At 46.7% G+C, this 24,983-nt stretch carries 33 protein-coding genes; 11 read left to right on the top strand and 22 right to left on the bottom strand.

The window, feature by feature from the left end:
- Together H6995_01565 and H6995_01560 are read left to right on the top strand one after the other, a co-directional pair.
- The gene (locus tag H6995_01565) at positions 1 to 840 is read left to right on the top strand and encodes a 2-oxoacid:ferredoxin oxidoreductase subunit beta (GenBank protein MCP5213677.1); all 840 of its coding nucleotides are present in this window, start codon (positions 1 to 3) and stop codon (positions 838 to 840) included.
- A gap of 2 nt (positions 841 to 842) precedes the next feature.
- Entirely contained in the window at positions 843 to 1,370 is a 528-nt protein-coding gene (locus H6995_01560; protein ID MCP5213676.1) for a ferritin family protein, read from the top strand.
- A gap of 329 nt (positions 1,371 to 1,699) precedes the next feature.
- Here the strand turns inward: H6995_01560 and H6995_01555 are convergent, their stop codons facing one another.
- The 12 genes from H6995_01555 to H6995_01500 all read right to left on the bottom strand — a co-directional run bounded on the left by H6995_01555 (position 1,700) and on the right by H6995_01500 (position 10,692).
- The gene (locus tag H6995_01555) at positions 1,700 to 3,025 is read right to left on the bottom strand and encodes a hypothetical protein (protein ID MCP5213675.1); all 1,326 of its coding nucleotides are present in this window, start codon (positions 3,023 to 3,025) and stop codon (positions 1,700 to 1,702) included.
- Positions 3,026 to 3,316 (bottom strand): DUF2249 domain-containing protein, encoded by a 291-nt coding sequence (locus tag H6995_01550; GenBank protein ID MCP5213674.1) that lies wholly within the window; start codon positions 3,314 to 3,316, stop codon positions 3,026 to 3,028.
- A gap of 1 nt (position 3,317) precedes the next feature.
- Positions 3,318 to 3,755: a hemerythrin domain-containing protein gene (locus tag H6995_01545; protein ID MCP5213673.1), complete on the bottom strand. Its 438-nt coding sequence runs from the start codon at positions 3,753 to 3,755 to the stop codon at positions 3,318 to 3,320.
- Positions 3,756 to 3,856: 101 nt separating this feature from the next.
- Positions 3,857 to 4,117, bottom strand: a complete 261-nt coding sequence (locus H6995_01540; GenBank protein ID MCP5213672.1) for an RnfH family protein — start codon at positions 4,115 to 4,117, stop codon at positions 3,857 to 3,859.
- Between the two features lie 20 nt (positions 4,118 to 4,137).
- Positions 4,138 to 4,812, bottom strand: a complete 675-nt coding sequence (locus H6995_01535; GenBank protein MCP5213671.1) for an electron transport complex subunit E — start codon at positions 4,810 to 4,812, stop codon at positions 4,138 to 4,140.
- Positions 4,799 to 5,512 (bottom strand): electron transport complex subunit RsxG, encoded by a 714-nt coding sequence (rsxG, locus tag H6995_01530; protein ID MCP5213670.1) that lies wholly within the window; start codon positions 5,510 to 5,512, stop codon positions 4,799 to 4,801. The genes H6995_01535 and rsxG overlap by 14 nt, the downstream gene beginning before the upstream one ends.
- Positions 5,513 to 5,516: 4 nt before the next feature.
- Positions 5,517 to 6,575, bottom strand: a complete 1,059-nt coding sequence (rsxD, locus tag H6995_01525; protein MCP5213669.1) for an electron transport complex subunit RsxD — start codon at positions 6,573 to 6,575, stop codon at positions 5,517 to 5,519.
- A gap of 14 nt (positions 6,576 to 6,589) precedes the next feature.
- Positions 6,590 to 8,092, bottom strand: a complete 1,503-nt coding sequence (gene rsxC / locus H6995_01520) for an electron transport complex subunit RsxC (GenBank protein ID MCP5213668.1) — start codon at positions 8,090 to 8,092, stop codon at positions 6,590 to 6,592.
- The gene (rsxB, locus tag H6995_01515; protein MCP5213667.1) at positions 8,086 to 8,679 is read right to left on the bottom strand and encodes an electron transport complex subunit RsxB; all 594 of its coding nucleotides are present in this window, start codon (positions 8,677 to 8,679) and stop codon (positions 8,086 to 8,088) included. The genes rsxC and rsxB overlap by 7 nt, the downstream gene beginning before the upstream one ends.
- 25 nt (positions 8,680 to 8,704) lie before the next feature.
- A complete protein-coding gene (rsxA, locus tag H6995_01510) occupies positions 8,705 to 9,280 on the bottom strand; it encodes an electron transport complex subunit RsxA (GenBank protein ID MCP5213666.1) in 576 nt (191 codons plus the stop codon).
- Positions 9,281 to 9,437: 157 nt separating this feature from the next.
- The gene (locus tag H6995_01505; GenBank protein MCP5213665.1) at positions 9,438 to 9,896 is read right to left on the bottom strand and encodes a hemerythrin domain-containing protein; all 459 of its coding nucleotides are present in this window, start codon (positions 9,894 to 9,896) and stop codon (positions 9,438 to 9,440) included.
- Between the two features lie 334 nt (positions 9,897 to 10,230).
- Positions 10,231 to 10,692, bottom strand: a complete 462-nt coding sequence (locus tag H6995_01500) for a MarR family transcriptional regulator (protein MCP5213664.1) — start codon at positions 10,690 to 10,692, stop codon at positions 10,231 to 10,233.
- Between the two features lie 339 nt (positions 10,693 to 11,031).
- Between H6995_01500 and ubiE the strand changes: the two genes are divergently transcribed.
- The 8 genes from ubiE (at position 11,032) to tatC (ending at position 16,345) form a co-directional block, all read left to right on the top strand.
- The gene (gene ubiE, locus H6995_01495; protein ID MCP5213663.1) at positions 11,032 to 11,781 is read left to right on the top strand and encodes a bifunctional demethylmenaquinone methyltransferase/2-methoxy-6-polyprenyl-1,4-benzoquinol methylase UbiE; all 750 of its coding nucleotides are present in this window, start codon (positions 11,032 to 11,034) and stop codon (positions 11,779 to 11,781) included.
- Positions 11,782 to 11,803: 22 nt separating this feature from the next.
- A complete protein-coding gene (locus tag H6995_01490; protein ID MCP5213662.1) occupies positions 11,804 to 12,445 on the top strand; it encodes an SCP2 sterol-binding domain-containing protein in 642 nt (213 codons plus the stop codon).
- Positions 12,446 to 12,478: 33 nt separating this feature from the next.
- Positions 12,479 to 14,116 carry a ubiquinone biosynthesis regulatory protein kinase UbiB gene (ubiB, locus tag H6995_01485; protein MCP5213661.1) on the top strand — a complete coding sequence of 546 codons (1,638 nt, stop codon included), beginning with the start codon at positions 12,479 to 12,481 and terminating at the stop codon, positions 14,114 to 14,116.
- Positions 14,117 to 14,148: 32 nt separating this feature from the next.
- Positions 14,149 to 14,538, top strand: a complete 390-nt coding sequence (hisI, locus tag H6995_01480) for a phosphoribosyl-AMP cyclohydrolase (protein ID MCP5213660.1) — start codon at positions 14,149 to 14,151, stop codon at positions 14,536 to 14,538.
- 11 nt (positions 14,539 to 14,549) lie between these two features.
- Positions 14,550 to 14,876, top strand: a complete 327-nt coding sequence (locus tag H6995_01475) for a phosphoribosyl-ATP diphosphatase (protein ID MCP5213659.1) — start codon at positions 14,550 to 14,552, stop codon at positions 14,874 to 14,876.
- A gap of 82 nt (positions 14,877 to 14,958) precedes the next feature.
- The gene (gene tatA / locus H6995_01470; protein ID MCP5213658.1) at positions 14,959 to 15,210 is read left to right on the top strand and encodes a twin-arginine translocase TatA/TatE family subunit; all 252 of its coding nucleotides are present in this window, start codon (positions 14,959 to 14,961) and stop codon (positions 15,208 to 15,210) included.
- Positions 15,211 to 15,228: 18 nt separating this feature from the next.
- Positions 15,229 to 15,588, top strand: coding sequence for a twin-arginine translocase subunit TatB (gene tatB, locus H6995_01465; GenBank protein ID MCP5213657.1), 360 nt, complete (start codon positions 15,229 to 15,231; stop codon positions 15,586 to 15,588).
- Positions 15,581 to 16,345 (top strand): twin-arginine translocase subunit TatC, encoded by a 765-nt coding sequence (tatC, locus tag H6995_01460; protein MCP5213656.1) that lies wholly within the window; start codon positions 15,581 to 15,583, stop codon positions 16,343 to 16,345. Before tatB ends, tatC begins: the two co-directional genes overlap by 8 nt.
- A gap of 14 nt (positions 16,346 to 16,359) precedes the next feature.
- Here tatC and H6995_01455 read toward each other — a convergent pair whose 3' ends face one another.
- Complete coding sequence (locus H6995_01455) at positions 16,360 to 16,797, bottom strand: D-tyrosyl-tRNA(Tyr) deacylase (GenBank protein ID MCP5213655.1); 438 nt, start codon at positions 16,795 to 16,797, stop codon at positions 16,360 to 16,362.
- A gap of 165 nt (positions 16,798 to 16,962) precedes the next feature.
- Complete coding sequence (pip, locus tag H6995_01450; protein ID MCP5213654.1) at positions 16,963 to 17,931, bottom strand: prolyl aminopeptidase; 969 nt, start codon at positions 17,929 to 17,931, stop codon at positions 16,963 to 16,965.
- Between the two features lie 164 nt (positions 17,932 to 18,095).
- On the opposite strand from pip, the gene aceK reads away from it, so the two are divergent.
- Entirely contained in the window at positions 18,096 to 19,832 is a 1,737-nt protein-coding gene (gene aceK, locus H6995_01445; GenBank protein ID MCP5213653.1) for a bifunctional isocitrate dehydrogenase kinase/phosphatase, read from the top strand.
- A 100-nt stretch (positions 19,833 to 19,932) separates the two neighbouring features.
- Here aceK and rplQ read toward each other — a convergent pair whose 3' ends face one another.
- The 8 genes from rplQ to rplO all read right to left on the bottom strand — a co-directional run bounded on the left by rplQ (position 19,933) and on the right by rplO (position 24,982).
- Entirely contained in the window at positions 19,933 to 20,343 is a 411-nt protein-coding gene (gene rplQ, locus H6995_01440; GenBank protein ID MCP5213652.1) for a 50S ribosomal protein L17, read from the bottom strand.
- 105 nt (positions 20,344 to 20,448) lie between these two features.
- On the bottom strand, positions 20,449 to 21,456 hold the full coding sequence (gene rpoA, locus H6995_01435) for a DNA-directed RNA polymerase subunit alpha (GenBank protein ID MCP5213651.1): 1,008 nt from the start codon (positions 21,454 to 21,456) through the stop codon (positions 20,449 to 20,451).
- A gap of 24 nt (positions 21,457 to 21,480) precedes the next feature.
- Positions 21,481 to 22,101: a 30S ribosomal protein S4 gene (rpsD, locus tag H6995_01430; protein MCP5213650.1), complete on the bottom strand. Its 621-nt coding sequence runs from the start codon at positions 22,099 to 22,101 to the stop codon at positions 21,481 to 21,483.
- Positions 22,102 to 22,116: 15 nt separating this feature from the next.
- Positions 22,117 to 22,503, bottom strand: coding sequence for a 30S ribosomal protein S11 (gene rpsK / locus H6995_01425; protein ID MCP5213649.1), 387 nt, complete (start codon positions 22,501 to 22,503; stop codon positions 22,117 to 22,119).
- Between the two features lie 47 nt (positions 22,504 to 22,550).
- Positions 22,551 to 22,907 (bottom strand): 30S ribosomal protein S13, encoded by a 357-nt coding sequence (rpsM, locus tag H6995_01420; protein MCP5213648.1) that lies wholly within the window; start codon positions 22,905 to 22,907, stop codon positions 22,551 to 22,553.
- A gap of 169 nt (positions 22,908 to 23,076) precedes the next feature.
- Entirely contained in the window at positions 23,077 to 23,193 is a 117-nt protein-coding gene (rpmJ, locus tag H6995_01415; GenBank protein MCP5213647.1) for a 50S ribosomal protein L36, read from the bottom strand.
- 19 nt (positions 23,194 to 23,212) lie between these two features.
- Complete coding sequence (secY, locus tag H6995_01410; protein ID MCP5213646.1) at positions 23,213 to 24,547, bottom strand: preprotein translocase subunit SecY; 1,335 nt, start codon at positions 24,545 to 24,547, stop codon at positions 23,213 to 23,215.
- Complete coding sequence (rplO, locus tag H6995_01405; protein ID MCP5213645.1) at positions 24,548 to 24,982, bottom strand: 50S ribosomal protein L15; 435 nt, start codon at positions 24,980 to 24,982, stop codon at positions 24,548 to 24,550.
- Position 24,983: the final 1 nt, after the last annotated feature.

The raw sequence follows: 24,983 nt of genomic DNA, 5'->3' as shown, positions 1-24,983 counted from the left end.
ATGAATCAAGCTACAGCATGTGAAACAGCGTTAGTTGCCTCGGACTACAAATCAGGACTTAAGCCTGTATGGTGCCCAGGCTGTGGAGATTATTCCGTATTACAGGCGCTGACCAAAGCCATGGCGAGCCTTGCGTTAAAACCTGAAGATGTTGCGGTCATTTCAGGTATCGGATGTTCTTCTCGCATTCCTGCTTACACCTCAACCTATGGCTTTCATGGTGTGCATGGCCGCTCGTTGGCGCTTTCCACTGGCCTGAAGGTGGCACGTCCAGACTTAACTGTTATCTGCACTGGTGGCGATGGCGATGGTTTCTCCATCGGGGGCAACCACTTTATACACGCCTGCCGTCGGAATGTCGATATCACTTATATCGTGATGGATAACCAGGTTTACGGTATGACCAAAGGTCAGGCATCCCCCACTACCGATCCGTTCTGGGACAGTGCTTTAACACCCGGTGGCACCGGAATTAGTCCTTTCCATCCATTAGTGATAGCCTTAGCCTCTGGCGCTAACTTCTTAGCTCGTGCATTTTCTGGAGACCCAAAAGGTACTGCCGCGATGATTGAAGAAGCCATTACCCACCCTGGGTTCTCCTTCGTCCAGATCCTTAGCCCTTGTGTCACCTATCGTCCTGATCAAAAAGATTGGCGTAACAAAGTAAGAACTGCGCCCGTTGAAGCGACCTCCGACCCAGCCCGAGCGGCGAGAAGGTTAATGACCGATGACGGCTTTAATACTGGTGTCCTGTTTAGGGGCGAGCGCGAACCCTTTAAGTTGAATCAAAAAAATGACTCAACCGAAACCTACGACTTCACCAGTCGCTTTGAGGTGTAATAATGACTAATAACCAATATCCGAAATTGGAAACTATCACCGATATGCTGGCCTTTGTGCTGGCGGTTGAGAATGAAGCCAGCGAGAGATACGCGGAAATGGCAGAAGCAATGGACGCTCATAACAATACAAAAGTAGCGAAACTCTTTCGCGATATGTCCGATATCGAAGAACTGCATGCTGAAAGCGTCCAACGGCAAGCAGCCAATCTGAACCTCGGCGAGCTACCGGTAAGGGAATACCAGTGGACTACTCCCGAAGGACCCGAAACAGGTGATTTTGCTGACCTTCATTATTTAATGACACCACGGGAAGCATTGCTGCTCGCCCGCCACAATGAAGAAAAAGCCGCCACCTATTTTGCTGAACTAGCTGAGCAAGTCACCAATCCAGAGGTGAAAAGCATGGCAACGGAAATGGCCAGCGAAGAACGCGAGCATGTCGACCTAGTGGATAAGTGGCTATTGGAGTTTCCCGAAGACGAGAGCGAATGGATTGAAGATACGGACCCACCGGTTGGCCAGGCTTAATCGGTATAGAAACATTCAAGCTGCGGCTGTTCCGGCCTGAATGTTTCTGCACTAGTCAGCTAGTCAGATGGCTAGCTTCGCCTCAGCACCAGGGAAGCACCCAGTACCGCTACTATGATGGCCCCAACCTGAAGAACGGATGATAGATTTTCACCAAATAACAGACAAGCTTCAACCGACGGCACTAGATAAAAATAACTGGTGATCCGTGCCTGTTCAACCTCTCTGATCACCTATATTAAAAGCAAAATAGTGCTAGCAGAACACGAAGACTCTCGTATTATTTGAAAGACACTATATTGACTGCCGATACAATGGATACTCTAGGGTTAGGAGCCCAGCATAGCTCGACGATAATGATTAGCCGCACTGCCAAGATTGACTGTCATGACACCAAAGTGAAGCAACCAAAGCCCTCCAGCAAGCATATCCAGCACTGGCCAAGTCAGTGCGAAAGGGACTGCTAACAACGCCGCCAGAAAAACCCAAAGCTGCAAGCGCGTACGTTTTTCGGAAATCACCGCTTTCATGTGCGGAACTTGAATTAAGCTTTTCCCCGCCATCATTCGTTGCGTATTCACTGCCTGCAAATGAAACCAGACCAGGAAAGAAACGATTTTGTAGAGCATGCCTGTCATAATCGACATGACAAACCCGGTGATAAATAGAACGACACTCCATAGTTTTAACTGCTCTGCGATAGACGGCTCATTGAACCCGTGGCCCAGCCACCAACAGGAAACGACAAGAATTAAACTAATACAACCGATGCGCCAATAATGTGTGTGGGTGTCTCTAATTTTGCGTTTCCGGCAATATTGGAGCCACAGTGTGTTCACAGCAAAAAGAATGAGCAATGCTGAAATTCCAAGGTCCAAGAGAAGCATGATCAAGGGTGGTGTCTGATTTAGTTCTGAGAAAATGCTTGGTAGCAGCACCGCAACCATACGCAATAGAAATAACACAAAGAGCACCGGCGCTAACAGTCGAACAAGTGCTCTCGGATAAGACGCGGTAATTTGAAACATAGGTACTACTTGCCAGGATACCGATACAACAAGTAACCCTATCCAACCCAACAACCCCCACATGGCGTGAACATTTGTCCCGATTGGACGTAATAAGGCCAGCCAACCGGAATGCCCCATACCGAGTATAATACCGAGCATGAGCGTTATAACAAGAGAAAGTAATGCGAGTTTCATTCCCAGCACTGAATCTATTTGGGAGGTTGCTCGATACAACGCCGCGCCACAAAAAAGCACAAATATCACCACCGCAGCCGCCAGTAATGAGATTGCCAGCATAAAAAGTGGCGGAGTGCCTTTTAGGAAAGCAACCTGCAAAGCTATGACACCAGCACTCCACAGCGGTAATACCAAGTTAGCTAACATTCTCGGTGAGCCAATTACCGCCCCCGCCAACACTGGTAACATTTGCAACAGCGCGCCAAACATCACCATCGCAAAGAAACCCAGCAACCAAGCATGAGTAATGGCTAACATCCCAGGCGTCCAGCGCGAAGCCAACGCCGCGTCGCCCATAGTCATGAGCAACAGAGCACCAATCATGCCAAATATAGGCGCCGTGATAAAAAACCGGAATGGTACGGAGATGGGCGGGGCTTGCTCCAGTGATAAACCGTCAAGCTTCATTTACCCACCCGCAATAATTTCGTCTAGATGTTTGGTCGCAGCGGTACCAGCACCCTCTTCAGTTTGACGCCACACCATAATATGGAACAGCCCGTTTTTATCCGTTCCGGTCTTTGCCACAAACCCACGCGGAGCTAATTCCGGGTAGAGCATGGCCGGTTCACGGTGATGCAACAAATGAAGATATTGCTCCGGCTGCAGCTTCGCAAGCATTGCCAACGACTGCACAAATGGCTCTGGCGGCTCCAGTTCCCTAAGGTCTAACTGAACTTCTTTGCTTAAGCCAGTCAAATCAAGCCACGCTCTTCATTTGTTCCATGACGTTCGGGGTTTCTTCTGAGAGCTGTTCATCACTCATCGGATAGACAATACCCTCTTCTTTCATATTGTGCTGTTGCATGGTTATCAGCAGCGTTTCACTCACACCCAAGAAATCATCCTCTGCCTGAGCGTCTAGGGCATAGCGCATTTGATTAAATAATTCGCGCATTTGCTCATGCTCTTGCCGCATGACCTGGGTCGGCCCCATGGTCATGCCAGTTTTATTTTCCAATGCCGGAAAAAGCACTTCTTCTTCCATTCGGAAATGCGCTTCCATCGCGTCGAGGAACTCGTTTGTCACCTTTGCCGCTTCATCCCAATTGCCCTGATCCACTGCGCTCTCCGCGGCAGCAAAAACATCATCGCAACGGCGATGATCATCAGTCATAAATTTACTAATCGATGTCATTTAACACTCCTATCAACTTAAAATGAAATAGTTCTTTCTAATCAGGCTGGCTAGAAATTGTCTCTAATAGCGCCCAATATTAGGTTCGTATAGCAGATGGCTCACTCGGAAACGTTCACGGGTCGATATATTTCAATACGATCACCTTCCGCAACCTGCTGCTCTTTTGCCTTACGGGAGATTTTTCCGTATATGCCAATCGCTTGATTTTCCAAATCAATAGTCGGAACTTTTTGTACAATTCCGGAAAGCAGCACAGCATCCCAAACGCTAGTTCCTTCAGGTACTTTCGCCGATAGGATTATTTGCCTACCAGGCTCTGCATAAGCCACTTCAATTGACAAACTGCTTTTCTCGCCCATACCTTTACTAGCCCACACCTTTACTCATAGCTTTCTGTTCGAATAACGTTACGTTTCTCCAATCGTCTCGTAATGATATTTTTCCCTGCAACCAGCAAACCTGTCGCCAGGAAAGCACCCGGAGGAAGTATCGCAAGAAGGAAGCCATTATAGTTATCCACTAGCCGCAACGTCCAGTTCGCGGTCTCAGGCCATAATAGCAATTGCATATTACTAAATAACGCACCAGTGCCAAATAGCTCCCTAATAGCGCCCAAAACCACCAGCACCATGGTGAAGCCAAGCCCCATCATCAAACCATCGAAAGCAGCAGGTAACACTCCGACCCGACTGGCGCAGACATCCGCTCTACCCAAAATAACGCAGTTGGTGACAATTAACGGAATGAATAGACCAAGTATTTCATAAAGCTCGAAGGTAAAAGCGTTCATAATTAATTCGATACAGGTCGTAAAACACGCAATTATAATGACGAAAATAGGCAAGCGAATTGCTTCAGGAATGTACTTACGCGCCATCGAGATAGCCACGTTAGACCCGGTCAATACCGCCATGGTGGCTAATCCCAGACCCAACGCGTTTACTACGGAGCCACTCACCGCTAATAGGGGGCATAGTCCCAAGCCTTGCACTAACACCGGGTTATTGTGCCAGAGACCATTGGACGCAATTTCGCGATAACTATTGTCCGCCATTTTCCGTTCCCTTGTTAACCGTAATGGATTCTGCTTGCCCCTCTAACTTAGCTTTAACAGTATCTTCTGATAGCGCTGAGGACATCAGCAAGCGCTGCCGGTGCTCTGCAAAATAGGTCAATGCACTTAACACCCCTTTTACTACCGCACGTGGAGTGATGGTGGCGCCAGTAAACTGGTCAAATTCACCACCATCTTTCTTTACTCGCCATTTATCAGGATGAGGGTTGGTTAACGAACGGCCAGAAAATGAGAGAATCCAGCTGCTTTTTTTTGCATCTATTTTATCGCCCAACCCCGGAGTTTCAGTGTGTGACAGGACACGAACACCTGTTATTTCACCGGTAGATTTGACACCAACAATCATTTTCATATCGCCGCCATAACCATCGCTTACTGTTACCGGCAAAATCACGGCGCTAGCCTGTTGCTGCTGACGGGCAATATATGCCTGACTACCCTCCTCCTGCTGACCTAGCACCGAGGCATCTAACAATGTCAGCTTGTCATCCAGCAACTCATTATCATATTGATCGGAAGCAATAATCTGTGTTAACGCACGCGCTTCGGCCATACGTCGTTGTTCTGTGATCGTATCCTTGGTGTAGAGAAATATTCCCACCGTCAGACATCCAGCAACTGTACCGTAAAGCCAAAGCACCAGCGCTGAACTGCCGACCGATCGAGTCGTCTGCTTCATCTGCTTAATCCTTTTGCTTACGCGCATAAATAGCCGCCTGCCCAAAGGATCTCGGCTGAGTGTAATAGTCGAGAAAAGGCGCAGCAAAATTCATCAGCAGCACAGAGAAAGCAACCGCATCGGGATAGTTGCCCCAGCTACGGATAATAAAAATCAAACTGCCAATGGAGAATCCGTAAATCAGCCTACCTTTTAGGCTGGTGGCGGAGGTGACCGGATCAGTGATAATAAAAAATGCACCTAACATGGTTGCCCCACTGAACCAATGGAACAGTGGCGAAGCAACACTTTCAATACCGAGAGCGCTGTGAAAAAGTAGTGACATCAAAAGTAACGCGCCCAACATTCCAACCGGTGCATGCCAAGTGAAGACGCGCTTATAGAGTAAGAACAGCCCTCCCACCAGATATCCCAGATTGACCCACTCTGAACCGGCAGCGCCAAAAGCGCCAAACGCCGCGCGCACATTCACTGCTTGATCTGCTAAAGAACCCTGGTGTTGTTTAAACAGATCCAGCGCTGTTGCCATGGTGTAGCCATCGACCGGAGTCTGAGCCATTACCGGAAAAATATGGGCAAAGGTTTCCACAAAGGATAGCAGCGCCGGTTGTCCTTCCACCAAATCGCGCGGCGCGACCCAGCTGGTCATCTGCACCGGAAAGGAGATCAGCAGTACCACATAACCCACCATGGCTGGATTAAAAGGGTTATAACCTAAACCGCCAAAAAAATGTTTTGCGATAATGATAGCGAAAGCCACACCCACCAAGGTGATCCACCAAGGCGCTAACGGCGGTAACGCCAGCCCTAGCAAGACTCCGGTAAGCACCGCGCTATAGTCTTTTAAATAAAATCCAACCGGCCGCCCTCGCATGAGCAGGGCTATGGTTTCAAAACCCAGCGCCAGCAGCACCGCCCAACCGACATGAATGAGGCTCCCCCAACCATACCAATAGGTGAGCATCGCTAACCCCGGTAGCGTAGCAAACAATACCAACCGCATCATCGAGCCAGCATCGCCATCACTAGTAACATGGGGTGAGCTTATATTCATCAGCGTCATGACAGCGGCCTTAGTTATGACTCAAGCGTTTCTGTGGTACTGGCGATTATGTCGCCAGCACTCATATGATCGGGCGTCACTTCGGGCTTAGGTCGAGGTTTACGTTTGGCATCACGCTCTGCCTGTAAAGCCTCTTTACGGGCAACACGCTTTTCATGGCGTAATTTAGCGCTTGCCGCAGCTTGCTGCTGCTGCTGACGGGTACGAATTTCACCTTTGGCTGCTCGATAGTAATGTACCAACGGAATATTGCTGGTGCAGGCATAAGCGCAACTACCACACTCGATACAGTCAAACAAACGGTAACGCTGTAGCTTTTCCTGATCCCTACTTTTGGCGTACCAATAAAGCTGTTGCGGTAACAATTGCATCGGACAAACCTGTGCACAACGGCCACAACGGATACAGGCTTGTGGTATAGACGGCGCTGGAAACTCATCCATACTAGGCGCCAGTACGCAATTGCTGGTTTTAATAATGGGAATTTGCGGATCAGTAATAGTAAAGCCCATCATCGGTCCACCCAGGATCAGGCGCGAAGATTTCGTTTCATCGTAACCCGTTTCCCTTAGCAGATGGGCTACTGGAGTACCCATTAACACCTTATAGTTCCCAGGACGAGCAATCGCCTTACCAGTGACAGTAGTAACTCTGGCACCCATAGGTTTACCTTGAATAATCGCCCGGTAAACCCCCACCGTGGTGGTGATATTTTGAACCATGACACCAATATCGGAAGGTAATTTCCCGGTCGGTAATTTCTTGCCAGTAGCCAGTTGAATTAACTGTTTTTCGCTACCAGAAGGATATTTGGTTGGAAATTCCGCCACTTCGATCTGGGAACCCGCCGCCGCTTGACGCAACATTGCAATCGCTTCTGGTTTGTTGTCCTCTACGGCAATTAAACAGCGTTTAGGATAGTCCAATAAATAAGCCAAAATGCGGGCACCGATAACAACGTCGGCTGCGTGTTCACGCATTAATCGATCGTCGGCCGTAATGTAAGGCTCACACTCCATGCCGTTAATAATGAGTGTATCGATAGTTTTATTTGAACGCGGTTTCAGCTTTGCGTCGGTAGGAAACCCCGCACCGCCCATACCGGCAATACCACAACTACGAATTTTATTAAGTAACTCCTGCTTCGATGCCTGCTCAAAATGTTCGAACCCCTGTTGTTCCAAAGCCAGATGATCGCCATCCACCGCTAATATTAAACAGGGTGCAGTTAAATTCGATGGATGTGGTACGCGATGCTCTTCAAAAGCAATCACAGTACCCGAAGTGGGTGAGTGCACTGGCAAACTAAAATGTCCATCCGGTTCCGCCAGCAGCTGTCCGCCCAACACCTTTTCACCCACTTTAACGACAGCATGCGCAGGTGTGCCAATGTGCTGTGATAGCGGTAGAATCAGTCGGTCCGCGAAGGGCATTAGCGTAATGGGCTGCTCAGCTGACATCTGCTTTTGATCCGGCGGATGAATGCCGCCGCGTAAACGATTTAAGATGTTTAACATGGCGCAGTACCTGCGCGTGAAGTTACCACTGGATATTCAGGCAATTCCCAGCACCAGTTCTGAGTAGTAACGGGCACCGGATACATGGCAATACAATTTTTCGAACAAGTATCAATACAGAGCCCACATCCTGTGCAATCGGTGTCGATCACTGTGTGCATCATTTTCGTCGCCCCAATAATGGCGTCGACCGGGCAGGCTCTTAAACACTTGGTGCAACCATAGCAATCGGTTTCGTCAATGTAGGCAATCATGGGGCCGGAAATAACATTCTCTTCATCAACCTTCGGTGCCTCTACCCCCAATAAATTAGCAATAGCATTAATAGTCGCTTGCCCGCCTGGAGGGCACTTATTAAGAGCTTCTCCATTACTTACGATCGCTTCCGCATAGTTAACACAGCCTGGGTAGCCGCATTGGCCACACTGACTTTGAGGTAGCAAATCGCTAACCTCTGCGACGATGGGATTACCTTCCACACGCAAGCGCACCGCCGCAAAACCAAGCACGCCGCCAAACAGTACCGATAAGCTCCCTAGCGCAACCAGCGCAGACAATAATGGGTAGGAAATCAACAGTGAATACATAGCGGCAGCTCCAAATAGATAGGGGCTAAACTAGCCCAGCAAAACCCATAAAAGCTAAAGAGATCAAGCTTGCGGTAACCATTCCGATTGCCGTCCCTTGCAAAGCGACGGGCACATCAGCGGCAGCAATTCGTTCACGCATAGACGAAAAAAGGACTAACACCAGAGAAAAACCCAGTGCGCCTCCAAACCCCCAAAGCAAAGACTGCACAAAGTTGTGCTCCTTCGCTGTATTCTGTAAGACCACACCCAACACAGCACAATTAGTGGTGATGAGAGGTAAAAACACACCTAAAACTCGGTACAGAACGGGGCTGGTTTTCTCGATAATCATTTTAGTCAACTGCACCACCGATGCGATAACTAAAATAAAGAAAATGGTCTTCAGGTATTCCAATCCTAGTGGTGCTAATAACCAATGAAACACCAAGTAAGCACAGGCCGAGGCTAGGGTTAAGACGAAGGTAGTGGCCGCCGCCATGCCAATAGCTGTCTCAACTTTGTTTGACACACCCATAAATGGGCATAGCCCAAGGAATTGGGACAGTACAAAATTATTGACTAAAATCGCACTGAGTAACAGTGCTGCATCACTAAGCACTAGACACCTTCCAGGTTAAAAAATGTATCAAACCCTAATATTATTGATATCATATTGTTGGCTATACTTATTAAAAGGTAGTCATACAATATTGTCAATTGCTCAAGATCAATTTTTCGTAAAATGCTGGCCCACTCTAACTTCAGTACACAAGCACCTAATATTCACCGGTAACTGGCACTAGGTTACCTCTGGCAGAAGGTAAAAACGCTAATTCTTCCCAATGGAATAGTGAAAAAGTGGCGTGTACCAGCGTAAGCGCGCTATCAATAAACTCATCCCAAGCGCAAATGCCAAGCTTTTCATTTTGGATATTTTCCATAAGCCGATGCATCTTTCCGGTTAGGTTTATTATCAGTGCTCTCTGTTGCACTAAACCCGCCAAAGTACGCTGGTTAGCATTTTTATTTAGTAGCGGCAAAAGATATTCCGTTTCAAACTCTAAATGTGTGTCAATGTGGCTTTTTACTTTGGAAAATAGACTATTCATCTTATTGTTCGGTTTGCGCGCACTATATTCCGCGGCCAATAACCAATCTTCAAATCGCTCTAGAAGAGCGATCATATCCTTTTGTTTTCTATGGATAACTTTTAAAATGTCCGCCCCCCCACTCATGGCTACTCTCCAGGAATTCACTATTTCCAAATTATTTATTTCGTTTCAGTTCACAATGCTTTAACAACAAACCGCTCTCTCACTAACGAACATAATGTATTTAATGCTTAATGTAAGCGTACCTTATTATAAGATTGATAGCAATGCCCCATGCAAGCATCCAGGATGCTTTAGCGGGCTCTCGTAAACACTAAAGAAAAACAGTAAGAGACATCGTAATTTGAGCGACAACCAAGGCTTTAAGCGTTGTTGTTAGCAGGTGAGGCGGCCAAACCACAGAATGAAGACAAGGCCGCAGAATAATGAAATGTGAGTAAAGGTTGGCGTGAAACAACTAACCGTGTAAAGCCAGCATTTTTAGCAATCTCAGCAGTTCTTTCTTTTCGTCCTCTGAAAAATTATTAGTCATATCCGCATCATTTTCAAAGACTAGCGGTACGACTTCATCCAAAAAGGCAACGCCTTTAGCGGTTAAATGCAAGGCATAGGCCCGCCGATCAACGGCATGTTTCCTACGCTCCACCAAGCCGCGCTCTTCAAAACGATCGATAATTTCTCCCAGAGTCGACCGCTCAATCCCATCGGCCTTAGCCAAGGCGGTTTGGCTAATACCTGGATTATTTTTGATCTTGACGAGCAAACCAAATTGACCCGGAGTAATGCTATTTAAGTACTCTTTTTTGGCAAAATTCTGAAATAACGCGGTTTGGGCGCGACGCAGTTGGTAGCCAATTATATTTTCAAGAATACCTAACTTAATGGCTTCATCAGTAGAGTTTTTTCCGGTCTCTGCCACGACTGTTTTTCCTTTGTTATGCAAGGGTTGATCTAAAGCAGGCTATTGAATCATTTCCCCCGCAATCATGTCAAAGGATGTCAAACCAAGACACCCACCAAACTATGTTCCTTTACCATAATGTAGGGTCGGTGAACAATTTGTCAAATTTAATTTGGCTTTTTTATCGGGCCAAACTCGCCAAGCGATTTTTTGGTTTTCTCCCGCGCCAACGGGCACACAAAACCACTATCAAACACCCTCAATACCCACTCTCCTATCACAATAGACGGTCTAAATAATTATCAACACCAAGCGCTCTGCGTTACAATACCGCTCCCTTAATAAGGTTAATTAGGCATGACGAATAAAAACACTACCCATTTTGGCTATCAGCAAGTACCGGTCGAAGAAAAGGCAAAAAAGGTCGCCGACGTATTCCATTCTGTCGCCAACAAATATGATGTAATGAATGATCTAATGTCGCTCGGTATTCACCGGATTTGGAAACGTTTCACCATTGAGTTAAGTGGTGTTCGTAAAGGCCAACAGGTATTAGACGTGGCGGGTGGCACTGGCGATTTAAGTCGTGCATTTTCTCGGCTGGTGGGACCTCAAGGCAGAGTGATTCTCTCGGATATAAATAGTTCTATGCTAAAAGTGGGGCGTGATCGTTTATTGGATCAAGGTATCAGTAGTAACCTTGACTACGTCCAGGCGAACGCTGAGTGTTTACCCTTCGCCGACAACAGTTTTGATTGCATCACCATCGCCTTTGGGCTCCGCAATGTTACCGACAAGGATGCCGCCTTGCGCTCGCTGACGCGCGTACTAAAACCCGGTGGGCGACTCCTTGTGCTCGAGTTTTCCAAACCCAGTAATCCTCTTTTTAGCAAAATCTACGATGCATACTCCTTTTCTCTTTTACCTGTAGTTGGCAAACTAGTAACTGGCGACTCCGATAGTTATCGCTACCTAGCGGAATCGATTCGCATGCACCCTGACCAGCAAACCTTAAAAGCAATGATGGAAAAAGCCGGTTTAGCGCGTTGCGAATACCACAATATGACTGGTGGCATTGTTGCTATTCACAAGGGTATTAAGCCCTAACTGGCCTAGACTTAAACAATCATTGAATATCATGACCGCCCCCTTGGTAAAAAGTACCGCTCTCGCCATTCTGGAAAAAGCCCTGAATAGCGCGCTACAACTCGACTCCGGCTCACTCATTCGTCTTGGTGAGTTGGAAGGTAATGTTTTTCAAGTTAGCTGTACTCGACCTTCGCTGAGCCTGTTGCTTATCCCGCATCGGGCAGGCATCATCCTGCAATCACCACATACAGAAACAGAACAGCCTGTTGACTGTCACATAATAGGCAATAGCACAGCATTGCTCGGCCTGCTAGTAGCAACCAATAAATCAAAGGCGCTATTCAGCCCTAATATTGCGCTAAAGGGCAATACAGAAATCGCCCAGCGGCTTCAGAAAATAATGTCCGAATTAGATATCGATTGGGAAGAAAAAGCCTCCCATTGGCTTGGCGATATCGCCGCCCACCAGCTTGGCAACCAAGCTCGCTCATTCTTGCATTGGGGGCGCCAAACCTTTACCAACCTGCTCATGAACACAGAAGAATTCATCCACGAAGAAGCGCGCACCATGCCTCCTCGTATAGAATTGGAATGCTTTTACCAAGACCTAGAACAATTAGCCGTTGAAACAGATAGAATAGCCGCACGTTTGCAACGACTTAGCAACAACATGAATCCCTAACAAAATGAAACGACAATCTATCAAGGATCTCCCGTGACTCGCTTTACACGGCTATTCAAAATCATCTACGTACTCAGCAGGCACAGGTTGGATAAGTATTTTGATTTCAACCAGCTACCGCGTCCACTACGCTGGCTGTTTTTACTGGCACCTTGGCGTATTTTCCCGATAACTGAGCAATCGCGCGCGCAAAGATTGCGCCTAGCGCTAGAAGAATTGGGGCCAGTTTTCATCAAGTTTGGGCAAATGCTATCGACACGCCGTGACCTATTACCCGACGACGTTGCCGATGAACTGCAAAAGCTTCAGGATCAAGTACCTCCATTTTCCGGCGAACAAGCAACCCGAATTATCGAAAAGGCGCTGGGTCAAAGCGTCAACGAGCTATTCTCCAAATTTAACGCAACACCACTTGCCTCAGCCTCTGTCGCTCAGGTGCATAGCGCTACGATGCACAATGGTGACCAGGTAGTCGTCAAGGTCATTCGTCCCGGCATCAACAAAACCATCCGCGATGATCTCAATCTGCTTTATATGCTGGCGCAAGCGATTGAGAAATATTCCGAGGACGGCCGCAGACTGCGTCCGGTGCAGGTAGTCTCTGACTACGAACGCACTATTTTTAACGAATTAGACCTGCTCATTGAAGCGGGAAACACCTCGCAATTGAAACGTAATTTCCAAGACTCGACGCTGATTTATCTGCCTCAAGTTTACTGGGACTACAGTCGCAAAAATGTGCTCGTGATGGAACGAATTCATGGCATTCCAGTTGCCGACATCGCTGCGCTGCGGGCACAAAATACGGACATGAAAAAACTTGCGGAACGTGGTGTTGAAATCTTCTTCACCCAAGTATTTCGTGATAGTTTTTTCCATGCCGACATGCACCCTGGCAATATCTTCGTCTCCACCGAAAACCCGGCGGAACCGCAATATATCGCTATTGACTGCGGTATTGTCGGCAGTCTCACCCACGAAGACAAAAACTATCTCGCGCGTATCCTCTTGGCTTTCTTTAAGCGCGACTATCGACAGGTCGCGGCCTTACATATTGAATCCGGTTGGGTCCCAGAGGACACACCAATAGCTGAATTCGAAACCTCGATTCGCAGTGTTTGTGAGCCCATTTTTGAAAAGCCATTGAAAGATATTTCTTTTGGTCAAATCCTGCTGCGTCTGTTCCAGACCGCTCGGCAATTCAACATGGAAATACAACCGCAGTTAGTTTTATTACAAAAAACCTTATTGAATATCGAAGGTCTTGGCCGCCAGATTTATCCTGATCTCGATTTATGGAATACCGCCAAACCCTTTATGGAAGATTGGATGAAACAACGCAGCGGGCCGCCCGGGCTACTCAAGGCTATGCGCGAGCAGGGCCCTGAATGGCTTGAGCAGACCTCAGAAGTGCCACACCTCATTTTGGATGCTGTCCAGCAGGTGAAACGCTTCAAAGACTACAATGAGCAATACCGGCAAACGCTCAAACTGCTCACCGATGAAGTGATTAGAGGGCGTAAAAATCAACAAAGAGTTTGGGCTGGCATCGCTGCTATTGTTGTTGCACTCTTCATCGCCGCCAACGATACTGATGCTCTACAGCAAGTTCCTGCCGTTAGCTGGATAGTCGGCATGATTGGCCTTTATTTACTGGTGCTGAGACGATAACGCACCCTTCTGTTTGAGGAAATGAGAACCCGATGAGTAAAGCTTGGCTTGAACAAATAAAATGGACCAAAGATGGTTTAGTACCCGCGATAGCACAGGACTACAAAACTGGCCGCGTATTAATGCTGGCCTGGATGAACCGTGAAGCATTGACAAAAACCATCAGCGAGCAACGTGCCATCTATTGGTCACGTTCTAGGCAAAAATTATGGCGTAAAGGCGAAGAATCCGGCCATATTCAAAAACTGCATGAATTGCGTATCGACTGCGATCAAGATGCTGTGCTAATGCAGGTTGAGCAGTTAGGTAGTATTGCCTGCCACACCGGCCGAGAGAGCTGTTTTTACTTGCGCTTTGATCAACAACAATGGAATGCTGTCGACCCCGTCATAAAAGCACCCAGTGATATTTACAAAAAATAAGGTTTGACGTGATGAGCAACATATTACTCGAGTTGGCTAAGGTACTAGAACAACGGAAACAAGCATCTGCTGACGAATCCTACGTTGCCAGCCTGCATCAAAAAGGTCTCAATAAGATCTTGGAAAAAGTTGGCGAAGAAGCGACAGAAGTTATTCTAGCCGCAAAAGACGCCGATCAAAATGGTGACAGGCAACAGCTTATCAGTGAAACCGCCGACCTTTGGTTTCACACATTGGTCATGCTTAGCCACCTTGGCGAGTCTCCAGAGGCAGTTCTTGATGAATTAGCGCGCCGATTCAATATATCAGGGCTGGAAGAGAAGGCTTCTCGCCCTTAAACGACACTCTTTTTATAACTGTGTATCTAAGTTACTATTCATCACTTGAAACGACTATATTTTATCCTTCGGAGGATTCTCAATGGGCTTAGGCGGCATCAGTATTTGGCAATTATTAATTGTTCTAGCGATCGTTATTCTTCTGTTCGGCACCAAGCGCCTACGTAACTTTGGTGGTGATTTAGGTAATGCCGTTAAGGGTTTTCGTAAAGCCATGGATAACTCAGACGAAGAGAGTAAAGAAACACCCAAACTTACCGAGGAGGATGCAGATATCATCGAAGGCAAAGCCGAAAATGTGACACAACACAAAGAAAAGAAAGAGAAAAAGTAACTAACGCAGCATACAAAGATGTTTGATATCGGCTTTGCCGAATTATTGGTGATAGGTTTAGTGAGCCTGATCGTAATCGGGCCAAACCGCCTGCCGGAAGCAATACGTACACTTGCCTTGTGGCTTGGTCGTGCTCGACGTACCTATTCGCAATTTCGTAAAGACTTAGAGCAGGAAATTGGCGCCGATGAAATCCGCCAGGAATTACACAATGAAGAAATCATGGCGCAATTAAAGGACACCCAGCAACAAATCAAACAAAGCTTTGATTTAGACACAAAGCCAAGCTCCGCGCCAAAGCAGCAAAACCCTGATGATAAGCGCCAGCAACAATCTCCTCTTCATAAGCCATCACAGCCCGAACAACCCGATGACTGAGCAAAACGATCAAGATATTGATGACGATAAGCTGCCATTAGTTAGTCATCTAATAGAATTGCGGACACGCTTACTGCACTCTATTGTCGCCGTGCTAGTGATCTTTCTCTGCTTATTCTATTTTGCCAACGACATTTATGCCTTCGTTTCAGAGCCCCTCAGGAAATTACTTCCCGAAGGCTCCACCATGATTGCAACTGAGGTAGCCTCGCCCTTTTTTACGCCATTCAAATTAACCTTGGTGTTGTCGGTATTTCTATCCGTACCCTATATTCTTCATCAGGCTTGGAGTTTTATTGCACCTGGTATGTACTCCCACGAAAAACGTCTCGCGTTCCCGTTATTGCTGTCCAGCGTGCTGCTGTTTTACGCAGGAATTGCCTTTGCCTACTACGTGGTATTTCCGCTGGTATTTGGCTTTTTTACTAGCACTGGGCCGGAGGGCGTTAGCATTATGACGGATATCAACAAATACCTGGATTTCGTTTTGAAGCTTTTTTTCGCTTTCGGTATAGCGTTTGAGATACCCATTGCAACATTTCTACTTGTGGTATCCGGTGCTGTATCTGTGAGCAGTTTGACAAGCAAACGACCTTATATCGTGGTTGGCTGCTTCGTCTTTGGAATGCTGTTAACGCCACCGGATATTATTTCACAAACACTATTAGCACTCCCTATGTGGCTGTTATTTGAGGTAGGTATCTTATTTGCTCGATTAGCTAAGTCGAGAAAAAACAGCACACAGGAAAGCACTTAGCTAAGGAACCTAAATCAAACTTCCAGCATAAAAGTAACAGGGCCATCGTTAACCAACTCAACCTGCATATCCGCCGCAAACTCGCCGGTTGCTATCTGCGCGTAACGTGCATTCGCCCGTTCAACGAAATAGTCATACAGGGCTCGCGCCTGAGCTGGATGTGCCGCCGCAGAAAAACTGGGACGCAGGCCTTTTTGCGTATCCGCCGCTAAAGTGAATTGAGAGACCACCAACAAACCACCGGCCACCTGCTGCAGATTTAAGTTCATTTTGCCATCCTCATCAGAGAATACTCGATAAGAGAGCACTTTTTCTAACAGGCGGTCGGCACTGGTTTCAGTATCATTCCGCTGCACAGCAAGTAACAGCAATAGACCGTGCTGTATCTCTCCTGTGGTTCGATTACCAACCCTAACCCGTGCCGAACTCACTCGCTGGATCAAGCCTTTCATTTCAGGACACCTCTAAAAACTAGATTTTTTGTGAGGGCAAGGCAGCACTACTCGGACAACCCCAATGAGTAATTGCCAAGAATCATAGTCTATATGGAATAAATGAGAAGTTGAGCACGGAGCTGGCGGAGTTATCGCAGGAAAAACGGTTTTCAAAAATGTCCTTCACATTGGCCCAATCAAATACTCAAATCGGCTAGCCATATCTCGTGTTGCACGCACCAGCGCGTCGACAATACCCGGTTCTAACGCAGAGTGACCGGCATCTCTGACGATTTCCAAATGCGATTCTGGCCAGGCTCGATGTAGATCCAAGGCATTATCTAAGGGGCACACCATATCATATCTACCGTGGACAATGACTCCGGGAATTTTTTCCAACTTATCTGCGCAGAGCAATAAATGGTTCTTTGGTAAAAATATATTATTGACAAAATAGTGCGCTTCAATTCGAGCCAGTGACATGGCAACATGAGGATCAGTAAAATGTTCGACCACATCATGATTAGGCCGAAGCGTTGCACAACGTGCTTCCCAGACGGACCAAGCCTTCGCCGCCGCCATTCTTAATACTTCATCAGGACCGACTAAGCGCTGATGGTAAGCGGCAATATAATCATCGCGCTCATCTTCTGGGATCAACCGTTGGTAATCCTCCCAGTAGTCGGGGAAAATATGGCTTGCACCATCCTGATAGAACCAATGTAAATCTTGGTCCCGGCAGAGAAATATGCCCCGCAATATGAGGGCTAGCACTTTTTCGGGATGAGCCTGAGCATAGGCCAAGCTCAGAGTGGAACCCCAGGAGCCCCCGAATAAAACCCACTGTTCAATCTGTAGCTTATGACGAATGGCTTCCATATCGGCAATAAGCGCCTGTGTCGTATTTTCTTCCAATTCGGCATGCGGTAGCGAACGTCCTGCGCCACGTTGATCGAATAAAATTATCCGATAATGGGTCGTATCGAAAAAGCGCCGCATCGCCGCATCGCAACCTGCGCCGGGGCCGCCGTGCACGACCAACACAGGAATACCACGTGGATTGCCACACTCTTCAATATAAATTTCATGCAACTTACTCACTTTAAGGCGGATCTTGTTATAGGGTTTGACTTCTGGATAGAGTATTAGCATTTTGTGTTCCCAGCGCGTTGGTCAGTGCGGTCATCTTTAGAATGAAGAGCTTAGCCCAAAACTGTTCGCTTGGCACGTTGTAAGCTACAATCTAGATCAATTGTCGGCTCACTCCTGCTTAAGATGCCCAGCTCTGAGTCATTATTTCTATGGATAAAATAGCTATGCAAGAGAACAATGACGCTGCCCTGCCCGAACGGGTAGCACAAATCATTCTCGAAGGGTTTTACGACTATTTTGAAGAATTCCATCGTATCACTATAGGTGCCAGACAACGCTTTATCAGTTCCAACTGGAAAGCCTGTCAGCAAGCATCGAAAGATCGCCTCAACATGTATCTAGACAAAATTCTCACGGTTAAAGACACGGTAACGAAAGTTTCAGACAACCGCGTCACACAGCCAGTCTTCTGGGCCGAAGCGAAAAAGGCCTATTCATCCCTTATTCGCAACCTTTCCAATTTTGAAATTGCCGAGACTTTCTTCAATTCCATATACTGCAAATTTTTTGACCACGACCACATCTCGAATGACTACATTTTTGTGTACCCTTCCGCCGATCAGTTTTCCAGAACTATTGGTCTCAATCCAAATAGTTTTAATTACTACCACTCCAACGGCAGTCTAAGGGAAATTTTAAACAAAATGCTCACAGATGTTGATCTAGGGCTACCCTATGAAAATAAGGCCCGTGACATTGAAAATATGCGTACCGTCATTCTCAAAGAGTTGCCAACTGACATTATTCGTAACAAAGATGCCTACGCCATCATTCATAAATCAATATTTTACCGAAGCAAGGCCGCTTACCTAATCGGAAAAGTCATTAGTGAAGAGCTTTCCGTTCCATTCGTGCTGCCCATTTTGCAAAGCGAAAACCGAGAGCTTTATGTTGACGCCTTGATTTTTGATCCGGACGAGCTAAGTATTATTTTCAGTTTTACCCGGGCATACTTCAAGGTTGACACACCCAATCCATCGGAGGTAGTACGTTTTCTCAAGGATCTAATGCCTTGGAAAAACTATTCGGAGCTATATAATTCTATTGGTTTTAATCGGCACGGCAAAACTGAATTTAATCGAGAGTTTATCGCTCACCTAAAAGGCTCCGAGGACAAGTTTATTATCGCACCCGGCATTAAGGGTATGGTGATGAGCGTCTTCACGCTGCCTTCTTACGAAAGAGTGTTTAAAATCATTAAGGATCGATTTACACCACCCAAAGAAATGACCAAGCAGGTGGTCAAGGACAAATACATGCTCGTTTCGCGCCATGATCGAGCTGGCCGGATGGCTGACACCCAAGAATTTAGTAACGCACTTTTTCCAAGAAACCGTTTCTCGGAAGACCTGATAGAAGAGCTTTTAGCGGTAGCCCCTTCCACTGTTGAAATTCGGGGCGAAAAAGTACTCATCAAGCACCTCTACGTTGAACGCAGGATGACGCCTCTGAATATTTACCTGGATAACGCCAACGAAAAGGAGGCTACGCAGGCGATATTGGGCTATGGCAACGCCATCAAACAACTGGCTGCCGCCAACATCTTTCCGGGGGATATGTTATTCAAAAATTTTGGGGTAACGCGCCATAATAGAGTCGTGTTTTACGACTATGATGAAATTTGTCCTTTGACGGAATGTAATTTCCGTAAAATTCCAGAACCCAAAACCCCGGAACAAGAAATGGCTGCCGAACCTTGGTACTCGGTTGCCCCCAATGATGTTTTTCCAGAAGAATTTAGAACCTTCTTATTGGGCAACCCCGTGGTGCGTAAAATTTTCGATCAGTATCACAGTGAAATTTTTGACGCTGACTATTGGAAAGGATTACAACAAGCACTATTGGAAGGCAAAGTGATGGATGTATTGCCTTACCCACAAGAGCATCGTTTTAACCGATAGCGGCCTTGAACTGCCGTTTTAACGAAATTTAGGCACAAAAAAAGCGGCTCAAGAGCCGCTTCAATTTTCCTTAGTACCTATACCGACACTAGTTTGTCGACTATCCCTCGGTTTCTTTAACCTCTTCCTCAGCGTCGTCTTCGTACTCAGCAAGTGGTCGACCGACTAGCTCAATATAGGCCATTGGCGCATTATCACCAGAACGGAACCCGCATTTCAAAATGCGAGTATAACCACCGGGACGCTCCGTATAACGTGGGCCCAATTCACCGAACAGTTTACCCACTGTTTCTTTGTTACGCAGGCGATCAAAAGCTAAACGGCGATTAGCGACAGAATCCTGCTTAGCAAGCGTAATCAGTGGCTCAGCAATACGACGCAATTCTTTCGCCTTTGGCAAAGTGGTTTTTATAATTTCATGCTCGACCAATGAGGCCGTCATATTTTTGAACATTGCCTGTCGGTGCGAGCTATTTCGGTTTAGCTGGCGACCACTTTTTCGATGACGCATTTTGGAATTCCTACAAATTAAGCTCTAAATTTATTCTGAACCCTGCTCTCTGTTTACACCTGAGTTTGAAAACTCAGATTACAGCAGGTACTCCCTAATCCACTTTTAGTCTCGACGAGCCAAAACTCGATCATCATTACGCAGACTAGAAGGTGGCCAATTTTCCAGACGCATACCTAAAGACAAGCCTTTTGAGGCTAATACATCTTTAATTTCAGTCAGTGACTTCTTGCCTAAATTAGGGGTCTTCAACAGATCCACTTCGGTACGCTGAATCAAATCACCTATATAGTATAGATTCTCAGCTTTCAAACAGTTGGCTGAGCGTACTGTCAGTTCTAGATCGTCAACAGGACGCAGGAGTATCGGGTCGACTTCTTCCTCATCTTCCTCTTGCTCCTCTTCTTTATCGGCCTCTAGATCGACAAAAGCGATTAACTGCTGCTGCATAATAGTCGCGGCGCGGCGAATGCACTCTTCGGGATCAATGGTTCCATTGGACTCGATGTCTAAAATCAATTTATCCAAATCAGTACGCTGTTCTACCCGCGCACTTTCAACGATATAAGCAATACGTCGAATCGGGCTGAACGTCGCATCTAATTGTAGTGTTCCAATAGTTTTAGAGTCGCTTTCTGAAGTACGAGTATCAGCTGCCTCATAACCACGACCATGAGCCACCTTGATAGTCATGTTTAGTTCACCTTTAGTATTCAGGTGCGCAATCACATGATCAGGGTTAACAATTTCTACATCATGGTCGAGCTCAATATCACCAGCAACTACTGGTCCCGGTCCTTTTTTACTCAAAGTCAGAACGGCTTCATCGCGTGTATGCATAGTTAACGCGATACCTTTAAGGTTAAGCAGAATTTCAATCACATCTTCCTGCACGCCTTCAATCGTACTGTACTCATGCTGAACACCATCAATAGTCACTTCTACGACGGCAGCGCCAGGCATAGAAGATAACAGGATGCGGCGTAGCGCATTACCCAAAGTATGTCCAAAACCCCGCTCAAAAGGCTCCAGTATCACCTTGGCATGATTCGCACTGATTGACTCAACTTGAATGTGCTTAGGTATTAAAAACTCTGTAACTGGTCGTTGCATGTTTAAACCCACTGTTAAAATCTATTACTTGGAATACAGCTCGACGATGAGGTTCTCATTAATTTCGGCAGGTAAATCTGCACGATCTGGAACCGCTTTAAACTGGCCTTCCATCTTATTAGCGTCTACTTCAACCCAGCCTAACATGCCACGCTGCGCGGCAAGTTCAAGTGAGGATTTGATACGCAACTGATTTTTTGCTTTTTCTCGTACGGCAACCACATCACCAGGTTGAACCTGATAGGACGGGATATTCACCGTACGACCATTCACCTGAATGCTCTTGTGCGACACTAGCTGACGAGATTCTGCGCGCGTGGCACCAAATCCCATGCGGTATACGACGTTATCCAAGCGTGATTCTAAAAGCTGTAACAGGTTTTCACCGGTGGCGCCCTTTTTACCCGCAGCCGCTTTATAGTAGTTACGGAACTGCCGCTCTAAAATACCATATATACGACGTACCTTTTGTTTTTCCCGCAGCTGCAAGCCGTAATCGGATAAACGACTTCGTCTGGCGCCATGAACACCAGGCACAGTATCTGCTTTGCATTTCGAATCAAGCGGCCTTACACCACTTTTTAAGTACAGATCAGTGCCTTCACGACGAGACAGCTTACAAGTTGGTCCTATATAACGAGCCATTATTCTGTCTCCTGATTAAACACGACGTTTCTTGGGAGGACGACAGCCGTTGTGTGGAATCGGCGTCACATCCGTAATACTATTAATTTTAAAGCCAACCGCATTAAGCGCTCTTACGGCTGACTCACGACCGGGACCAGGGCCCTTCACACAGACATCCAAGTTTTTCAAGCCATACTCTGCTGCTGCTGTACCAGCACGTTCTGCCGCTACCTGTGCGGCAAATGGTGTACTTTTACGCGAACCGCGAAAGCCCGAACCGCCAGAAGTAGCCCAACTTAAGGCATTGCCCTGACGATCTGTAATAGTAATAATGGTGTTATTAAAGGAGGCGTGAATATGCGCCACACCATCAATAACGGTCTTTCTGACCTTTTTAACTTTACGCGCTGGCTTTGCCATACTTATCTTTCCTGTCTCTCTCAGCTTTTACTGTTTTGCAGCGGTTATTACTTACGAATCGGCTTACGCGGGCCTTTACGTGTGCGCGCATTCGTTTTACTGCGCTGTCCACGTACTGGCAAATTGCGACGATGCCGTAAACCGCGATAAGCACCAAGATCCATCAAACGTTTGATGTTCATGGAAACTTCACGGCGTAAATCACCTTCAACCGTTATTTTAGTGATCTCACTTCTGACCGCATCCAATTGCTCCTCGGAGAGGTTAGCAACTTTTGTGGCCGGATTAATTCCAACAGAGTCGCAAATACTATGCGCTGTGGTGGAGCCAACACCATAGATGTAAGTCAGTGAAATCACTGCGTGTTTATTATCAGGTATGTTAACGCCTGCTATACGGGCCATTCTGTTAACTCCAACTCTCTCATTTCGCAATATTACGATTTATTTAACTAATAATTGTTACTAAATTTTATCTCAACAATGACAAAAACCACCTCGGCGAAGGGCGCAGAAGAATACCCCTTGATGCAATAGAAATCAAGTGAATTCCAACGACGATTCTCGAACCAGTCTAACCTTGACGCTGCTTATGTCGTGGTTCCACGCTACAAATAACCCGAACCACGCCATGTCGTTTAACGACCTTGCAATTACGACAAATTTTCTTCACGGATGCACGTACTTTCATGCTCTTCTCCAAACACCAATTAACGCAGCATTCCGCCGCTACCATAACCCTTAAGATTGGACTTCTTCAGCAGCGACTCATACTGATGCGACATCAAATGCGATTGCACTTGCGACATAAAGTCCATCACCACCACCACCACGATCAAGACCGAAGTTCCCCCAAAGTAAAAGGGTACATTAGCGGTATTGATTAATAACAATGGCAGCAGAGATACCAATGTAATATAGATGCCGCCGAACAGTGTCAGCCGAGTCATCACGTTGTCCACATAATTCGCAGACTGCTCGCCGGGCCTAATCCCAGGAATAAAGGCGCCAGAACGCTTCAGATTATCCGCCACATCTCTTGGGTTAAACATCAATGCTGTATAGAAATAGCAGAAAAACATAATAAAAGCGGCGAATAAAATAATATAAAGTGGTTGCCCTGGGGCGATCAAAAGGGTGATATCCTGCATCCAACTCATCCCTTCGCCTTGACCAAACCACTGCCCGATCGATGCCGGGAACAACAATATACTGGAAGCAAAAATTGGCGGAATAACACCAGCCATGTTCACCTTCAGTGGCAAGTGGCTAGTTTGCGCCGCATACATCTTTTTACCCTGTTGCCGTTTAGCGTAATTGATAGTGATACGTCTTTGACCACGCTCAACGAAAACGACAAAACCCACCGTAGCTACCGCCAAAAATGCGATCGCTAAAAGCAACAAAATATTAATATCACCTTGTCTTGCCGACTCAAATGACTGCCCAATCGCTGAAGGCAAGCCTGCCACGATACTGGCAAAAATTAGTAATGATATACCATTACCAATACCGCGCTCGGTAATTTGCTCTCCTAACCACATCAGAAAAACAGCGCCCGAAACTAGGGTAACTATCGCCACGAAATAGAAAGTATAAGTCGCTGAAAATGCAATCCCTTGGTTAGCCAAACCAATCGCCATACCCGCTGACTGGACAGTCGCCAACAACACCGTTCCATAACGAGTATACTGGCTAATTTTTCTACGCCCGGCCTCACCTTCCTTCTTAAGCTGCTCCAGATGCGGACTTACCGCCGTCATCAACTGCATAATAATGGAGGCAGAAATATAGGGCATAATACCCAGCGCGAATATACTCATTCGCTCCAAAGCGCCACCTGAAAACATATTAAACAGGCTTAAAATAGTACCTTGGTTTTGTTCAAATAGTTGTGCTAAACGATCAGGGTTAACGCCAGGCACTGGTATATGCGCACCAATTCGGTACACAATAATTGCCATCAGAACAAATCGCAGACGCTGAAATAGTTCAGCTAAACCCGATTTAGCGCTGGCTAGGGACGCACCACCTGGCTTTGCCATCTAGTCCTCGATGCTTCCACCGGCCGCTTCAATAGCTGCTCGGGCGCCTTGACTAGCTTTAATACCGCGAATCTTAACCGCTTTATTAAGCTCACCGGATAACATGATTTTAACAACTTGGATATGATTACCAATTAAATCAGCTGCTTTCAAGGCGGCGACATCGATCACGTCCGCCTCTACCTTCGCAAGTTCGTGCAAACGCACTTCGGTGACATAACGTCCGCTACGAGAAGTAAAGCCGAACTTCGGCAATCTTCTCTGCAAAGGCATCTGTCCGCCTTCAAAACCGGGCTTAACACCACCACCTGAACGAGATTTTTGTCCCTTATGACCACGTCCACAGGTCTTTCCCAACCCGCTTCCGATACCACGACCTACACGTTTTGCTGAAGGCTTGGAGCCTGCCGCTGGACTTAGTGTATTAAGGCGCATA

The organism is Pseudomonadales bacterium (assembly GCA_024234615.1).
In the GTDB taxonomy this organism is placed as follows: domain Bacteria; phylum Pseudomonadota; class Gammaproteobacteria; order Pseudomonadales; family IMCC2047; genus JAJFKB01.
Note: the sequence above shows the minus strand (reverse complement) of the source record. Positions and strands in the feature narration are given on the sequence as shown.

Coding starts and splice junctions, on each gene's coding strand:
- H6995_01565 (MCP5213677.1), top strand. CDS start 1: ATGAATCAAGCTACAGCATGTGAAACAGCGTTAGTTGCCTCGGACTAC.
- H6995_01560 (MCP5213676.1), top strand. CDS start 843: ATGACTAATAACCAATATCCGAAATTGGAAACTATCACCGATATGCTG.
- H6995_01555 (MCP5213675.1), bottom strand. CDS start 3,025: ATGAAGCTTGACGGTTTATCACTGGAGCAAGCCCCGCCCATCTCCGTA.
- H6995_01545 (MCP5213673.1), bottom strand. CDS start 3,755: ATGACATCGATTAGTAAATTTATGACTGATGATCATCGCCGTTGCGAT.
- H6995_01540 (MCP5213672.1), bottom strand. CDS start 4,117: ATGGGCGAGAAAAGCAGTTTGTCAATTGAAGTGGCTTATGCAGAGCCT.
- H6995_01535 (MCP5213671.1), bottom strand. CDS start 4,812: ATGGCGGACAATAGTTATCGCGAAATTGCGTCCAATGGTCTCTGGCAC.
- rsxG (MCP5213670.1), bottom strand. CDS start 5,512: ATGAAGCAGACGACTCGATCGGTCGGCAGTTCAGCGCTGGTGCTTTGG.
- rsxD (MCP5213669.1), bottom strand. CDS start 6,575: ATGACGCTGATGAATATAAGCTCACCCCATGTTACTAGTGATGGCGAT.
- rsxC (MCP5213668.1), bottom strand. CDS start 8,092: ATGTTAAACATCTTAAATCGTTTACGCGGCGGCATTCATCCGCCGGAT.
- rsxB (MCP5213667.1), bottom strand. CDS start 8,679: ATGTATTCACTGTTGATTTCCTACCCATTATTGTCTGCGCTGGTTGCG.
- H6995_01505 (MCP5213665.1), bottom strand. CDS start 9,896: ATGAGTGGGGGGGCGGACATTTTAAAAGTTATCCATAGAAAACAAAAG.
- ubiE (MCP5213663.1), top strand. CDS start 11,032: ATGACGAATAAAAACACTACCCATTTTGGCTATCAGCAAGTACCGGTC.
- hisI (MCP5213660.1), top strand. CDS start 14,149: ATGAGTAAAGCTTGGCTTGAACAAATAAAATGGACCAAAGATGGTTTA.
- H6995_01475 (MCP5213659.1), top strand. CDS start 14,550: ATGAGCAACATATTACTCGAGTTGGCTAAGGTACTAGAACAACGGAAA.
- tatA (MCP5213658.1), top strand. CDS start 14,959: ATGGGCTTAGGCGGCATCAGTATTTGGCAATTATTAATTGTTCTAGCG.
- tatB (MCP5213657.1), top strand. CDS start 15,229: ATGTTTGATATCGGCTTTGCCGAATTATTGGTGATAGGTTTAGTGAGC.
- tatC (MCP5213656.1), top strand. CDS start 15,581: ATGACTGAGCAAAACGATCAAGATATTGATGACGATAAGCTGCCATTA.
- H6995_01455 (MCP5213655.1), bottom strand. CDS start 16,797: ATGAAAGGCTTGATCCAGCGAGTGAGTTCGGCACGGGTTAGGGTTGGT.
- pip (MCP5213654.1), bottom strand. CDS start 17,931: ATGCTAATACTCTATCCAGAAGTCAAACCCTATAACAAGATCCGCCTT.
- aceK (MCP5213653.1), top strand. CDS start 18,096: ATGCAAGAGAACAATGACGCTGCCCTGCCCGAACGGGTAGCACAAATC.
- rplQ (MCP5213652.1), bottom strand. CDS start 20,343: ATGCGTCATCGAAAAAGTGGTCGCCAGCTAAACCGAAATAGCTCGCAC.
- rpoA (MCP5213651.1), bottom strand. CDS start 21,456: ATGCAACGACCAGTTACAGAGTTTTTAATACCTAAGCACATTCAAGTT.
- rpsD (MCP5213650.1), bottom strand. CDS start 22,101: ATGGCTCGTTATATAGGACCAACTTGTAAGCTGTCTCGTCGTGAAGGC.
- rpsK (MCP5213649.1), bottom strand. CDS start 22,503: ATGGCAAAGCCAGCGCGTAAAGTTAAAAAGGTCAGAAAGACCGTTATT.
- rpsM (MCP5213648.1), bottom strand. CDS start 22,907: ATGGCCCGTATAGCAGGCGTTAACATACCTGATAATAAACACGCAGTG.
- rpmJ (MCP5213647.1), bottom strand. CDS start 23,193: ATGAAAGTACGTGCATCCGTGAAGAAAATTTGTCGTAATTGCAAGGTC.
- secY (MCP5213646.1), bottom strand. CDS start 24,547: ATGGCAAAGCCAGGTGGTGCGTCCCTAGCCAGCGCTAAATCGGGTTTA.
- rplO (MCP5213645.1), bottom strand. CDS start 24,982: ATGCGCCTTAATACACTAAGTCCAGCGGCAGGCTCCAAGCCTTCAGCA.